Annotated in this window: 13 protein-coding genes; 6 read left to right on the top strand and 7 right to left on the bottom strand. The window is 74.1% G+C overall.

The window, feature by feature from the left end; all coding sequences use genetic code 11:
- Positions 1–9 precede the first annotated feature (9 nt).
- Positions 10–1509, top strand: a complete 1500-nt coding sequence (locus ACZ6CV_RS29895; RefSeq protein WP_469254033.1) for an SCO1417 family PLP biosynthesis transcription factor — start codon at positions 10–12, stop codon at positions 1507–1509.
- Positions 1510–1547: 38 nt separating this feature from the next.
- Here ACZ6CV_RS29895 and ACZ6CV_RS29890 read toward each other — a convergent pair whose 3' ends face one another.
- Both ACZ6CV_RS29890 and ACZ6CV_RS29885 read right to left on the bottom strand, forming a co-directional pair.
- Positions 1548–3227, bottom strand: a complete 1680-nt coding sequence (locus ACZ6CV_RS29890; protein WP_469254031.1) for a hypothetical protein — start codon at positions 3225–3227, stop codon at positions 1548–1550.
- Positions 3228–3264: 37 nt separating this feature from the next.
- Positions 3265–3459, bottom strand: coding sequence for a hypothetical protein (locus ACZ6CV_RS29885; protein WP_160503705.1), 195 nt, complete (start codon positions 3457–3459; stop codon positions 3265–3267).
- Between the two features lie 275 nt (positions 3460–3734).
- On the opposite strand from ACZ6CV_RS29885, the gene ACZ6CV_RS29880 reads away from it, so the two are divergent.
- Complete coding sequence (locus ACZ6CV_RS29880) at positions 3735–4127, top strand: ankyrin repeat domain-containing protein (RefSeq protein ID WP_469254029.1); 393 nt, start codon at positions 3735–3737, stop codon at positions 4125–4127.
- A 301-nt stretch (positions 4128–4428) separates the two neighbouring features.
- Complete coding sequence (locus ACZ6CV_RS29875) at positions 4429–5844, top strand: HEAT repeat domain-containing protein (RefSeq protein WP_469254027.1); 1416 nt, start codon at positions 4429–4431, stop codon at positions 5842–5844.
- A gap of 35 nt (positions 5845–5879) precedes the next feature.
- Here ACZ6CV_RS29875 and ACZ6CV_RS29870 read toward each other — a convergent pair whose 3' ends face one another.
- Genes ACZ6CV_RS29870 through ACZ6CV_RS29850 form a run of 5 tightly spaced genes read right to left on the bottom strand, consistent with a single transcriptional unit; the run spans position 5880 to position 10350 of the window.
- Positions 5880–6749, bottom strand: a complete 870-nt coding sequence (locus ACZ6CV_RS29870) for a 5-oxoprolinase subunit C family protein (protein ID WP_469254025.1) — start codon at positions 6747–6749, stop codon at positions 5880–5882.
- A complete protein-coding gene (locus ACZ6CV_RS29865; protein WP_469254023.1) occupies positions 6746–7465 on the bottom strand; it encodes a 5-oxoprolinase subunit B family protein in 720 nt (239 codons plus the stop codon). The genes ACZ6CV_RS29870 and ACZ6CV_RS29865 overlap by 4 nt, the downstream gene beginning before the upstream one ends.
- The gene (locus ACZ6CV_RS29860) at positions 7462–8226 is read right to left on the bottom strand and encodes a LamB/YcsF family protein (protein WP_469254021.1); all 765 of its coding nucleotides are present in this window, start codon (positions 8224–8226) and stop codon (positions 7462–7464) included. The genes ACZ6CV_RS29865 and ACZ6CV_RS29860 overlap by 4 nt, the downstream gene beginning before the upstream one ends.
- Positions 8227–8257: 31 nt before the next feature.
- Positions 8258–9043 carry a putative hydro-lyase gene (locus tag ACZ6CV_RS29855; RefSeq protein ID WP_469254020.1) on the bottom strand — a complete coding sequence of 262 codons (786 nt, stop codon included), beginning with the start codon at positions 9041–9043 and terminating at the stop codon, positions 8258–8260.
- Positions 9040–10350 carry an MFS transporter gene (locus ACZ6CV_RS29850; protein ID WP_469254018.1) on the bottom strand — a complete coding sequence of 437 codons (1311 nt, stop codon included), beginning with the start codon at positions 10348–10350 and terminating at the stop codon, positions 9040–9042. Before ACZ6CV_RS29850 ends, ACZ6CV_RS29855 begins: the two co-directional genes overlap by 4 nt.
- 148 nt (positions 10351–10498) lie before the next feature.
- On the opposite strand from ACZ6CV_RS29850, the gene ACZ6CV_RS29845 reads away from it, so the two are divergent.
- The 3 genes from ACZ6CV_RS29845 to ACZ6CV_RS29835 all read left to right on the top strand — a co-directional run bounded on the left by ACZ6CV_RS29845 (position 10499) and on the right by ACZ6CV_RS29835 (position 13773).
- Positions 10499–11203: a GntR family transcriptional regulator gene (locus ACZ6CV_RS29845; RefSeq protein ID WP_362371820.1), complete on the top strand. Its 705-nt coding sequence runs from the start codon at positions 10499–10501 to the stop codon at positions 11201–11203.
- 58 nt (positions 11204–11261) lie between these two features.
- The gene (locus ACZ6CV_RS29840) at positions 11262–12788 is read left to right on the top strand and encodes a hypothetical protein (protein WP_469254016.1); all 1527 of its coding nucleotides are present in this window, start codon (positions 11262–11264) and stop codon (positions 12786–12788) included.
- A gap of 91 nt (positions 12789–12879) precedes the next feature.
- Entirely contained in the window at positions 12880–13773 is an 894-nt protein-coding gene (locus ACZ6CV_RS29835) for a hypothetical protein (RefSeq protein ID WP_469254015.1), read from the top strand.
- The last annotated feature ends 60 nt before the right edge of the window (positions 13774–13833 follow it).

The raw sequence follows: 13833 nt of genomic DNA, 5'->3' as shown, positions 1-13833 counted from the left end.
CCGGTAATCGTGGCCCAGTGGACTTCGGCGATGGGTTCGACGCAGCTCGCCCGTCTTCTCGCCTCACAGCAGGACCGCCCCGCGGGCACCGGCACCCGCCGCCCGCCCGCCTACCGCGCCCTCGCCGACGGCATCCGGCTGCTCGTGCTGGAGGGCCGGGTCCCGGTCGCCGCCCGCCTGCCCGCCGAGCGCGAGCTCGCCCTCGCCCTCGCCGTCAGCCGCACCACCGTCGCCGCCGCCTACGAGGCGCTGCGCACCGAGGGGTTCCTGGAGTCCCGCAGGGGCGCGGGCAGCTGGACCGCCGTACCGGCAGGCAACCCGCTGCCCGCGCGCGGGCTCGAACCGCTGCCGCCCGAGGCACTCGGCTCCATGATCGACCTGGGCTGCGCGGCGCTGCCGGCCCCCGAGCCCTGGCTCACCCGTTCCGTCCAGGGCGCCCTCGAAGCCCTGCCGCCGTACGCCCACACACACGGCGACTATCCCGCGGGCCTGCCCGCCCTGCGCGAGATGCTCGCCGAGCGCTACACCGCGCGCGGCATCCCCACCATGCCCGAACAGATCATGGTGACCACCGGCGCGATGGGCGCCATCGACGCGATCTGCCACCTCTTCGCGGGCCGGGGCGAACGCATCGCCGTGGAGTCCCCCTCGTACGCCAACATCCTCCAGCTGATGCGCGAGGCGGGCGCCCGGCTGGTTCCCGTCGCGATGGCCGAGGGCCTGCGGGGCTGGGACATGGACCGTTGGCGCCAGGTGCTGCGCGACGCCGCGCCCCGGCTGGCGTACGTCGTCGCGGACTTCCACAACCCGACGGGCGCGCTCGCCGACGAGGACCAGCGCAGGCAGCTCGTCGAGGCGGCCCGCTCGGCGGGCACGGTCCTCGTCGTCGACGAGACGATGAGCGAGCTCGGGCTCGACGCCGACCTCGCCATGCCCCGGCCCGTGTGCGGCTTCGACCCCGCGGGATCCACCGTCGTCACCGTCGGCTCGGCCAGCAAGGCCTTCTGGGCGGGCATGCGCATCGGCTGGGTGCGGGCCGCCCCCGATGTGATCCGCAGTCTGGTCGCCGCGCGCGCGTACGCCGACCTCGGCACCCCGGTGCTCGAACAGCTGGCCGTGAACTGGCTCCTGAACACCGGTGGCTGGCAGGCCGCCGTGGACGTGCGCAGGGAGCAGGCCAGGGAGAACCGGGACGCGCTGGTCGCGGCCGTCCGCAGGGAGCTGCCCGACTGGGAGTTCGAGGTGCCGCGCGGCGGGCTCACTCTGTGGGTGCGGACCGGGGGCCTCTCGGGGTCCCGGCTCGCCGAGGTGGGGGAACGCGTCGGGGTGCGGGTGCCGTCGGGGCCGCGGTTCGGCGTCGACGGGGCCTTCGAGGGGTATGTGCGGCTGCCGTTCACCGTCGGGGGAGCGGTGGCCGAGGAGGCGGCGGTGCGGCTCGCCGCGGCGGCCCGCCTCGTGGAGACGGGGGCCGGCACGGGCGCGCAGGCCGCGCACCCGTTCGTCGCCTGACGAAGCGCGGCGCCGCCGCGCTGCCGGCCGCCCTGCCCTCAGCTCTCGGCGGGGACCGGCTGCGCTCCCGCGGTCTCGGGGGCGGGCTCCAGGCGGACCGAATCGGCCTCGGTGGCCGCGGGGATGGTGTCGGCCACAGTGGTGTCCACCCGGCCGGATTCGACGGCGGCGTCCGCCGTGGGCTCCGAGGTGTCCGGCGCAGTGATCCGGTCCGGCAGCAGGTCGAGAACCGCGCGGCGGTGCGCCTCACTGGTCGCCTCGTCGTACGGGTCGGGGGTCGCCGGCACCTGGAGACGGTGCACCGGGCCGGTGCCGAGGCGGGCGTAGCCCCGGCCGGGCGGCACGTCCTGGGTGACCGTCGTGTGCGGCGGCACCCCGAGGACCTCCTCCAGCTGGTCGATCGTGGCGGGCCCGAGCAGCACGCGCGCGCGGGTGTGCTGGTGCACGGCGTCGCTCAGCGAGTCCAGGGTGTCCAGCTGATCGGCGACCACGACGGTCACATTGGCCGCCCTGCCGTGCCGCAGCGGAACCTGCAGCAGTGTCTGCGGGTCACGGCGCCCGTCGGCCGCGGCGAGGTGGCCGAGGGCGCTGGGGCGGTCGAGGAAGATCCACAGGGGGCGCTTGGTGTCCTCGGGCGGTGGGTGGCCCGCCTGCCGGGCCCGGTTCGCCGAGATCAGCCGGCGCTCGGTCTCGTGCGCCGCCCACTCCAGGCTGGCCAGGGCGCCGGTGAGCCCGCACTCGACGGCGAGGACCCCGCCGCGGCCGGTCAGACAGGCGTAGTCGCCGGTGCCGCTGCCCTCGACGATGAGGATGTCGCCGTACTGCAGGGCCTGCAGCGCGATGGAGCGCAGCAGCGTCGTCGTGCCGCTGCCCGGCTGGCCCGCGACGAGCAGATGGGGCTCGGTGGAGCGGATGCCGGTGCGCCAGACGACGGGGGGCACGTCGCGCGGCTCCGCGCCGTCGGTGCCGTCGGTCACCGGGAGGGTGCGCTGGACGCCGGTCTCGTCGGTGAAGCCCAGGACGGTCTCGCCGGGCGCGGTGACGAAGCGCTGGGCGGCGATGTCGGTGGGCAGGGGGGCGAGCACCGAGACGGTGAGCTCGTTGCCCTCCTCGTCCCACGCGAAGTGGTACTCGCGGCCGCGGCCCGACTTGGCGTGCAGCAACTGCTCGATCCGCGCGCGGGCGTCGGGTTCGCCGTCCGTGAAGTACGCGGGGTAGTGCACGACGAGCCGGGAGATGCGCCCGGTGTCGTCGAACTCGTGGTCGGTGAGGGCCTTGTCCCACTCCCCGCCGTGCGCGAAGAGTGGGGCGGGGTCCTCGGGGACCGAGAAGTACGGGACGAGCGCTTCGTAGAGGGACTGCAGCCGCTGCGTCTGCGACTCGTCGGGACCGGTCGGCTCCGGGGCGGAGCGCTCACGGCCCGTCCACGCGGCGGCCGCCATCAGGCAGATGGCGGCGAGCAGCGGCCCGTAGGGGACGAGGGCCACGACCAGGATCACGGAGGCCGCCATGAACAGCAGCGGTCCTCGCTTGTCCTTGGGAGTGTCGGCCCACCTGCGCCGTCCGGCGGCAGCCAGCCGGCGCAGTCCGCGGGTGATCGTGATCAGCGGGTGGAGTACGTCGGTGGCGTTGTCGGCTGCCGACCGTGCCAGCTCCCGGCTCCGGGCGAGGGATGCGGTACCGGTGCTCAGAATGCGGGGGAGGGGGCGCCTGGCCACGTCAGTCTCCTGGAGGTGCGTACGAACGGCGGGGACGTCAGAACTTGATCCCGCCCAGGAGGCTCGCCAGGCTCGCGCTGCCCGCCTTGATGCTCGGGGCGATGGCGGTGCCCGCCATGAAGAAGCCGAAGAGGGCGCAGACCACGGCGTGGGACGCCTTGAGTCCGTCCTTGCGGAAGAAGAGGAAGACGATGATTCCGAGCAGCACGACGCCCGAGATGGAAAGAATCATGACGGTTCTCCTGGTTGGTGGGGACAGTCACCATGAGTTCTTCCAGGTTCACAGCATGTATCCATACGATTAAAGGTGCAAATGGGTTAATTATCGAGGATTTCCCCCGAATGGCGGAGCCCTGTCGGGCCATGCGGGAGCTGGTTCGTGCGGCCCGCCCACCCCGCCGTGATCATTGCCTCGGGTGGGCCGCGTCATGTGCCCGCGGGGGCAGTACCCTGTCGATTCACTCGTACGGCTGCACCGGCAGCGCACCCAGAAAGGCGGACGCCCCCATGAGCGAAGCCCCCGACCCGGAGGTCGTGGAGCTGGCGACCAAGATCTTCGATCTGGCACGTCAGGGCGATGCCCCGACGCTCGCTGCGTACGTCGACGCGGGTGTCCCGGCGAACCTCACGAACGACAGCGGCGACTCGCTGGTGATGCTGGCGGCCTACCACGGGCACGCGGACGCCGTCCGCGTCCTGGTGGAGCGCGGCGCCGACACCAACCGCGCCAACGACCGCGGGCAGACGCCGCTCGCCGGTGCCGTCTTCAAGGGCGAGGACGAGGTGGTCCGGGCGCTCTTGGCGGGCGGCGCGGATCCGGCGGCGGGCATGCCGTCGGCCATTGACACCGCACGGATGTTCGGGAAGGTGGATCTGCTTCAGCTGTTCGGTGCCGCCTAGAGGGGGTACCTGACCAGCAGCAACGGGGGCGCTGGAAATGTGGTCGCGGCGGAGCTGACCGCCGGGTCATCATGACGACGTGATTCACGGACGCGACGGCGGGGCAGGTTTCGCCGCACCGCGCGGACCGTGAGCGGCCCGCCCCCGGACCTCCCGTCCGGGAACCCCTGGGCCATGGACGAGAGGCAGAGGAAGATGGTCTTCGACAAGCAAATGACGGCGGGCGGCCCGACGTGTTGGCGCACGGCCAGGTAATGCGTGATTCCCGGTTGCGTCGACGCTTGATGTGAGGCTGTTTCCCATGTTCGATCCGGTCATAGCGCCCAGCGGTACGCTGCTCGGCCTGCTGCAGAGGGGCCGCGGCGACGGCACGCTGCACGCGCTCACCGCCCCGCGCTCCGAGGCGCTCGCCGCCCTCGACCACTGCGTGCTCCACGATCCCCGCCACGACTGGCAGGTGGAGAACCGCTCGCTGTACTACGCCCGGCTCTACCTCGACCTGCACGGCGGGCTCGGCGAGATCGAGCGCCACCTCTTCGACGCCGAGGACGTCCTCACCACGGACGAGTCGCGCACCGGCCTCGCCCTGGCCGTCCTCGGGCACCTCGCCTCGTACGGCAGGCAGGACGCCCTGGAGCTGCTGCGCAGGTACGCGGCGTTCGGCTCCAACTGGGCGTGGGCCCTGGACGAGCTGGCGCTGCGCGACGACGACGCGGGCCTGCGCGCCCTCGCCGGCCCCGTGCTCGCCCGGTTCACCCCCGACGCCGAGGGCGAGGCCGAGCTGGCCGCCGCCGTCCGCGACGCCTACGAACCGCGGCCCTGGCGCCTGTGGGAAGAGGACCCCCGCGCCGATGTCGGCGGCCGCGTGCGCGCCGCGCGGGAACAGGGCTCCTTCGACCGCTGGCAGCGCCAGATGCGGCCCTCCGGGCCGCGCCCCGGCTGGAGCGTCCAGGCCGTCTTCGACTGGGCGCAGGAAGGCCTGGAGCGGGGCGCCGTGCTGTACGTGCCCGCCGCCCGCTGCCTGACCGCGGTCGCGGGCCCCGAGGACCGCCCCGAGATCATCGAGGCCGCCCGCAGCGGCTCGGACGGAGCGCGCGGCACCGCCCTGCGCTACCTCGCCGACACCCACGACCCCGCCGTGCTCGACCTCATCGAGTACGCCGCGCAGGACCCCTCCCAGGTCGTGGTGGACGCCGCGACCGGCGCCTTCGAACGGATGCGCAGCGTCGCCGCCGTGGAACGCGCCCGACGCTGGGCCCTCAGGCCCGACGCGCTCGGCGCCGCCGCCGGCCGGATGCTCGCCTGCCGGGGCGGCGCGCAGGACAGCAAGCTCGTCCTCGCCGCGCTCCGCGAGGCCGTCCGGGGCGAGGGCCCCGACGCGCCGACGCTGTGGACCCTCGTGGACGGCGCGGGACGCCTCGGCATCGCCTGTGCCGCCCCCGTGCTGCGCCACGTCTACCGCGAGACCGCCTCCTCCCATCTCCGCGGCCGCGCCGCCCGCGCGCTGGCCGCCACCGACCCCTCCTTCGCCGCCGGCTTCGCCGTCGAGTGCCTGTGGGACTGCGAGGAGTCCACCCGCGAGGTCGCCGCACGGCACGCCGAGACCGGTGACGCCCGGGTGGTCAACCGGCTCAGGCGGCTCGCCGCCGACCCCGCCGAAGAGGACGACGTACAGAGCGCGGTGCGCAGCAGGATCGGCCCGGACGCGGCCGTGTAGGGCGGCCGTGTGGCCTGGTCCGGCCGGCCGCGGGGTCAGCGCTGGCCGGCCCCGACGAAGCGCACCGGAGTGCCCGGCCGCGCCTGGGCCGCCGCGGCCAGGTCGGCCTCCCGGACGACCGCGACCACCGGGTAGCCCCCGGTGGTGGGGTGGTCGGCGAGGAAGACGACGGGCCTGCCGTCGGGCGGCACCTGCACGGCGCCCAGCACCATTCCCTCGCTCGGCAGTTCGCCCCGGAACGCGCGCTCCAGGGCGGGGCCCTCGGTGCGCAGGCCGATGCGGTTGCTCGCCGCGGACACCCGGTACGCGCGCGTGGTGAGCGTTTTCAGCGCCGCCGCAGTGAACCAGTCGGACCGCGGCCCGAAGGTCACCCGCAGCGTCAGCTCGTGCGGCGGCGCGGGGAGCGGGACGGCGTCCACGCGCGCGTGCGGGCCGCCCGGGGTTCCCAGGGGCAGCACCTCGCCGTCCGCCAACGGGGGCGGACCGAGTCCGGACAGCAGGTCCGTGGAGCGGCTGCCGAGCACCGGTTCGACGGCGACGCCACCGTCGAACGCGACGTAGCACCGCACTCCGGAGGTCGCGGCGCCGACTTCGAGGAGCGCTCCGGCGGGCACGCACACCGGCGCTCCCCAGGGGCCGGGGCGGCCGTCCACGGTCACGGGGCAGGGCGCGCCGAGGACCGCGACGGTCACCGGGCGGCGTGGGCGCACGGCGACGCCGTCGAGCGTGGTCTCCAGGACGGCGGCGTCGGGCGGATTGCCGACCAGCCGGTTGGCCAGGCGCAGCGTGGACGGGTCGAGGGCCCCCGAGCGCGGCACCCCGAGATGGGCGTGGCCGGGCCGTCCGAGGTCCTGCACGGTGGTCAGCGCCCCGGACCGCACGACGGCGAAGGCACGGGCGGTCATCGCGCCTCCGGTGCGGCGGCCGACGGGGCCTGCCGGTCGGAAGGGGTCTCCGGCCTGCCGAACAAGGTCCCCGGGCTGCCGGACGGGGTCTTCGGTCCGCCCGTCGGCGGGACCGGGACGAAGCGGACGCGTACGCCGGGGGAGAGCGGCGCGGCGGGTTCGCGCGCGGGGTCCCACAGCACGGCGTCCGTCGACCCGATCAGCTGCCAACCGCCGGGGGAGGCGCGGGGGTAGACGCCCGTGTACGGTCCGGCCAGGGCGACGCCGCCCTGCGGGACGGCGGTGCGGGGCGTGGCCCGGCGCGGCACCCCGTAGCGCTCGGGAAGCCCGGTCAGATAGCCGAAGCCGGGCGCGAACCCGCAGAAGGCCACCCGGAATGCGGCCGCCGCGTGGATCCGTGCCACCTCCGCCACGGGCACGCCCCAGTGCGCGGCCACGTCCGCCAGGTCCGGCCCGTCGTACCGCACGGGGATCTCCAGGACGGCGCCCGCGCGCGGGGGCAGCGGCGGGATCTCCCAGGCGGGCAGCTCCGCCCCGACGCGGGCGGGCTCGTCGAGGCCGTCGAGGAGCACCGTGCGGGCGGCGGGGACGATCTCCCGTACCCGCAGCGAGCCGGCCGCGCGTCGGCGGAGCAGTTCGGCGTGCAGGGCCTGGGCCTCGGTTCCGTCGGCGAGTTCGACGAGCAGGGCGCGGTCGCCGACCGGCAGGGCCCTCATGCGAAGGCCTCCACCCGCACGCCCGCCGACTCCAGTGCGGCCCGCACCCGGCGGGCCAGGCCCACGGCCCCCGGGGTGTCGCCGTGCAGGCACAGCGAGCGCGCGCGGACGGCGATCTCGCGGCCGCCGTGCGAGGTGACGCGGCCGGACCTGGCCATGCCGACCGACCGCGCGACGACGCGGTCCGCCTCCGTGACGACCGCTCCTGGGGCGGTCCGGGGAACCAGAGTGCCCGCGTCGGTGTAGGCGCGGTCCGCGAACGCCTCGGTGACGACCGGCAGTCCGGCCTTATCCGCACGCTCCAGGAGGCGCGATCCGGGAAGCCCCAGGAGGGGCAGCGAGGCGTCGGCGAGGAGCACGCCGTCGACGACCGCGCGGGCCTGCTCCTCGTCGTGGACGACGCGGTTGTACAGCGCGCCGTGCGGCTTCACGTACGACACGCGCGTACCGGCCGCCCGCGCGAACACCTCCAAGGCGCCGATCTGGTACGCCACTTCGGCGGCCAGCTCCGCGGCCGGCACGTCCATGGCGCGCCGCCCGAACCCCGCCAGATCGCGGTAGGAGACCTGCGCCCCGATCCGCACCCCGCGCTCGGCGGCGAGGTCGCACACCCGGCGCATGGTGACCGGGTCACCGGCGTGGAACCCGCACGCCACGTTGGCGCTGGTGACGACGGACAACAGTGCGTCGTCGTCGGTCAGGTGCCAGCGGCCGAAGCCCTCGCCGAGGTCGGCGTTGAGGTCGATCGAGGTGGTGCTCATGTACGGAGGTCTCCAGGAGTTGTCGGCGGACTCACGCCACGCGGTACTGGTCGTCCCGGGCGTCGGTGACGAACATCCGGCCCGGCGCGTGCGTGATGGCGAACGGCGGCCGCGACGCCATGACCGCGGCCTGCGGCGTCACCCCGCACGCCCAGAACACCGGGATGTCGTCCGGTCCGGCGGCCACCGGGTCGCCGAAGTCGGGGTGGTCCAGGTCCTCGACGCCGAGGCCCCCGGGGTGGCCGCAGTGCACCGGGCTGCCGTGCACCGCCGGCATCAGGGCGCTCTCCTTGATGGCGTCGGCGAGATGGCGGGGCGGTACGGGGCGCATCGAGACAACCATGGGGCCGTGCAGCCGGCCCGCGGGACGGCAGGGGCGCGTGGTCACGTACATCGGGACGTTGCGGCCCTGCTCGATGTGGCGCAGCGGGACCCCGGCGGCGGCGAGCGCCCACTCGAAGGTGAAGCTGCAGCCGAGGAGGAACGTCACCAGGTCCTCGCGCCAGCGGCCGACGACGTCCGTGGGTTCGTCGGCGAGCTCGCCGCCCTCCCACACGCGGTACAGCGGCAGGTCCGTGCGCAGGTCGGCGTCCGGGGCGAGCGGGGTGGTCCACGCGCCCGCGTCCGTGACGTCGAGCACCGGGCAGGGCTTCGGGTTGCGCTGGCAGAACAGCAGCATCTCGTACGCCCAGTCGGCGGGGACGGAGATGAGGTTGGCCTGCGTGAAGCCCGCCGCCCGGCCGGCGGTGGGGCCCGTCTCGCCCGAACGGAACGCCGCGCGGGCGTCCTTGGCGGCATGGCTCACCGGAGCGGTCACAGGAGTTCCCTCCCCCGTGTCTCGGGCAGGCCGAGGAGCGCCACGACGGCGAGGCCGTAACCGACCGCTCCGAAGACGAGCGCGCCGCCGACGCCCCAGCTGTCGGCGAGGAAGCCGACCAAGGTGGGGAAGACCGCGCCGACCGCGCGGCCGGTGTTGTACGTGAAGCCCTGCCCCGTACCGCGCACGGCGGCCGGGTAGAGCTCGCTGAGGAACGAACCGAACCCGCTGAAGATCGCCGACATGCAGAAGCCCAGCGGGAAACCGAGCACAAGGAGAAGGCCGTCGGCGTCGTCCGGGATGTTGGTGTACGCGAGGACACTGGCCGCGGAGAAGACCGCGAAGAGCGTGATGTTCCGTTTGCGGCCGAGCTTGTCGGTGAGGTAGCCGCCGGTCAGATAGCCGATGAAGGCGCCCGAGATGAGGAAGGTCAGATAGCCGCCGGTGCCGACGACGGTCAGGCCCCGGTCCTCCTTGAGGTAGGTCGGCACCCAGGTGGCCAGCGTGTAGTACCCGCCCTGCACACCCGTGGACAGGAGCACCGCGAAGAGCGTGACGCGCAGCAGCCCCGGCTTGAAGATGGCCGTGAACGACCCCTTGTGGGAGCTCTTGCGGCGCTCCTCGGCGGCCTCCGGGGCGTCGTGCACGTTGCGCCGCACGTAGATCACCAGGAGGGCGGGCAGCGCGCCCGTCCAGAACATCACGCGCCAGGCCACGTCGTCGTCGAGGAACTGGAAGACCAGCGTGTAGACGACGACCGCGAGGCCCCAGCCCACCGCCCAGGAGCTCTGGATCGCGCCCAGTGTGCGGCCCCGGTTCCTGGCCGTGGCGTACTCGGCGACGAGGATCGCCCCGACCGCCCACTCACCGCCGAACCCGAGCCCCTGGAGGGCGCGGAAGAGCAGCAGCGTCTCGTAGTTGGGCGCGAAGCCGCAGGCGACGGTGAAGATCGCGTACGTGACGACGGTGATCATCAGCGCCTTGACGCGGCCGATCCGGTCGGCGACCACGCCCGCGATGGCCCCGCCCACGGCGGAGACGACCAGCGTGACGGTGGTGAAGAGCCCGGTCTGCCCGCTGTCCAGGCCGAAGTACGCGGAGAGCGCCACCATGCTCAGCGGCAGCGTGAAGTAGTCGTAGGAGTCGAGGGCATAGCCCCCGAAGGCGCCCGCGAAAGCACGGCGGCCGCGTGGGCCGAGGGCGCGCAGCCAGCCGAACGCGCCGCTGTCGTCGGGTATTTCAGGTTTGTCCCCGGGCGTGGGATGGGGTCCTGCCGGAGCGGTCCGGGGTGGCGGGGTCGTGCTCATGGGCACCTCGCAGAGGGGGGACGGGGGTGCTGGAGCCTGCGGTTCGGGGAACCGCCGGGGGGAGCCGTGCCCGACAAGGTAGAGGATCGTTGAACGATCCCTCAATACCCGTGTTGTTTCGTTCTTCGCTCTGCGATTGAATCCGGGCATGGCTGAGGCGATGGCTGACGTGAGCGGACTGGCCGACGACCGTGCGCTCCTGGGGCGCACCAGCACCGCCGAGCGGGTCTCGGACATCCTGCGGACCCGTATCGCCGAGGGCTTCTTCCCGCCGGGGACCCGGCTCTCCGAGGACAGCATCGGCGGCGCCCTCGGTGTCTCGCGCAACACCCTGCGGGAGGCCTTCCGGCTGCTCACCCACGAACGGCTCCTGGAGCACCAGCTCAACCGCGGCGTCTTCGTACGGGTCCTCACGGTCGAGGACGTACGGGACATCTACCGCACCCGGCGCCTCGTGGAGTGCGCGGTCGTCCGCGGCCTCGGAGAGCCGCCGTACGCCCTGGACGCCGTGGCCGACGCCGTCGCCGAGGGCGTGCGCGCGGCCGGCGACAAGCGGTGGCGGGGCGTCTCCACCGCCAACATCCACTTCCACCGGGAGCTCGTCGCCCTCGCCGGGAGCGCCCGCACCGACGAGCTCATGCGCAGCGTCCTCGCCGAACTGCGCCTGGCCTTCCACGTGGTGGACGACCCGCGCCGGCTCCACGAGCCCTACCTCGAACGCAACAAGCAGATCCTCGCCGCCCTGCGCTCGGGGGACGCCGGGAAGGCCGAACGGCTGCTCGCCGACTACCTGGAGGACTCCCTCGACGGCCTCGTCGAGGTGTACGGGCGGCGCGTCGGCGCGGGCGGCTGAGCCGGTCGCTTCTGCGCCGTTTCGACCGTTGTCAGACCGAGGACCTAGTCTGTGCACCGTGACTTCGCCTGCCGTTACGGACACTGCTCCGCCCCAGCTCAGCGCGGGACCGCGGCCCGCTCCGGGCCCGGCCGCCGACGAGGGCCTGGCGCGCCGCCTGCGCGCCCTGGCCTGCACGGCTCCGCTGCACGACCTGGACGTGCGCAAGGCCAACCTCGCCGGCGAGTACTCGGTGTACGCGATGGCGGAAGTGGCCCTGTCCGCCATCGACCTCGTCACGCTCACCATGGACTTCGACACCGGCGCCGACCACGACCAGATCGTCTCCCGGCTGCTCCCGCGCGTCGCCGCCCAGGCCCCGCACCGCCCGGCCGGCGAGCACGAGCGGGTGGCCCGCTGGGTCCTGGAGAACCTGATCAACGTCGGCAGCGTCGACCGCGGCTTCCGCGCGGTGTACGGCACCTTCGCGACCGACGGCACCTATGTCCGCAGGGACTACGACTTCAAGCTCCTCGAAGAGGTCCCCGGCTACGGCGGCAGTGTCTACCTGCGCACGACCGACGAAGCGGTCAACGTCCTGGTCGGCGCCCTCGACACCGACGTCACCAGCGCCCAGATCGCCGCCGAGGTGAAGCTGGAGGTCCTGATCAGCCGCGGCAGGCTCGCCGACGCCCAGCTCGCCGCCGAGCAGGCGCGCTACCGCACCGTGCAGTACTCGGAAACCCTCCGCAAGGCCCTCGACGCCACCCGGCGCAACGTCCGCGCGGTGGACTGGCTCCGGGCCGTCCCCGACATGATCGCGGAAGCGCTCGACCACGTGGCCGACCGCTACCGCCACGAGAACGCCATCCTGACCAACATCCGCAAGGCGCGCGACGAATCCGAGGACCCCGAGCAGAAGCGCCGCGCCGCCGAGCTGGTCGACATCGTCAAGGACTGCATCCGGCGCCACACGCAGCTGCAGTCCCGGCTCCTCGAAGCGGGCCCGCTGTTCCGCGCCGAACAGGACCGGCAGGCCTTCGCGGCCCCCACCGCGCGCACCGGCCTCGACCTCTACGGACAGCTGGTCGCCCCCCTCCTGCCGCTCCCCGCCGAGCAGGCGACCCGCGTGACGGATGCCTTCTTCGCGCGCGGGACCGGACTGCGCGCCCCCGTCTCCGTACGCGTGGGTGACCTCGTCGACATACTGCTCACGCCGCCCCAGGAGCGCGAACACCTCGGCGCGGAGATGCCCGAGCCCGACCTCATCGCCACCCCGGACGACAGCCGCTTCAGCGAGGAACAGCTCGCGAGCGCCATGCAACTGCTCGACCTGCCCGCCGACGCGCCGCGCCGGCTCTCCGGGCTCCTCGCCGACGCCCGCCGCCGCGACCCCGAACTGCCCTACCTCGTCGCCCTGTTGGCCGTGCACGCCGCCAGCCCGCCGGTCGGCACCGCCTACCGCCAGGGCGAGGAGAAGCTGCTCTTCGCCGTGGACGACGGAACCCAGCTCGACGACGACGAGTTCGGTGGCGCCGACCTCATCGTCGGTACCGCACTCCTGGACGCCGCCGGCATGGCGGCCGACCGGACGGAGGCGGCCTGACCATGACCGGTACCCTCACGAGCCGCCCCGGCCCCCACCCGCCGCCGCACCACCCCCACCCGCAGCACCACCCCCACAAGGAGCACACGCCGTGACCGACCACCCCGCAGAGCACGCCGCGTGGGGCGAGCCGGACACCACGGCGGCGCCCGCCGCCCCCGCGCCCGTCACCCCGGCCGACGCCGCCGACGCCGCGCGGCTCGTCTCCTTCGGCCTGCAGCCCAAGCTCCAGCCCGCCCGCGACCAGGAGTACGCCGAGCTGCTCCGCCGCTACCGCGAGGACCCGCCCTTCGCCCGGCTCGCCGACGCCGTCGCCACCGGCCTCGGGCTCGTCGTCCTGGAGGTGTCCCCGCGCACGGGGATGGCCGTGACCGCCGAGGAAGGCTCCGTCTTCGCCGTCCGCATGGGCGACTACGCCCGCCGGGCCGCGACCGACTCCACCGACCGCTTCCTGCACGGCCTCGCCCACCTCGCCGTCGCCGCCATGGCGTTCCCGCGCCCCGAGGACCTCGCCGACGACGGCTACATCGGCCGCGTCACGGTCAATGGAGTGGACGCCTTCGTGCGCCAGGCCTGCCACCGCCTGGAGGAGCGCGCCGAGGAGCTCGGCGAGAACACCGACCCCGCCACCGACGCCCCCGGCCTGGAGGCCGCCTGGCGGATCTGGGCGCGCCGCAGCTCCACCGGCGCCACCAAGGACGCCCGCCGGCTCGCCGGATCCACCACCGGCATCGTCGCCAAGGCCGTCGCCTTCCTCACCGACTCCGGCTTCCTGCAGCGCACCGGGGACGACTCCGGAGGCACGTACCGCACGACGGCCCGCTACCAGCTCCAGGTCCGCGACATGGCGGGCAGCGCGGCCATGGCGGAGCTCCTGGAGCTCGGCGTCGTCCCGGTCACCGACGGCTCGGCCACCCTGCTGCCGCCCGAAGACCCCGACGACCTGGAGCTGGCCGCCGACGCGGGGCTGCCCTTCCACTCCTGACACCGCCCCGCACCGGCCCTCGGGTCGCCCGCCCCGCCTCCCTGAACTTCCTGCCGTTCC

It is taken from the genome of Streptomyces sp. NPDC041713, from assembly GCF_055591085.1.
Note: the sequence above shows the minus strand (reverse complement) of the source record. Positions and strands in the feature narration are given on the sequence as shown.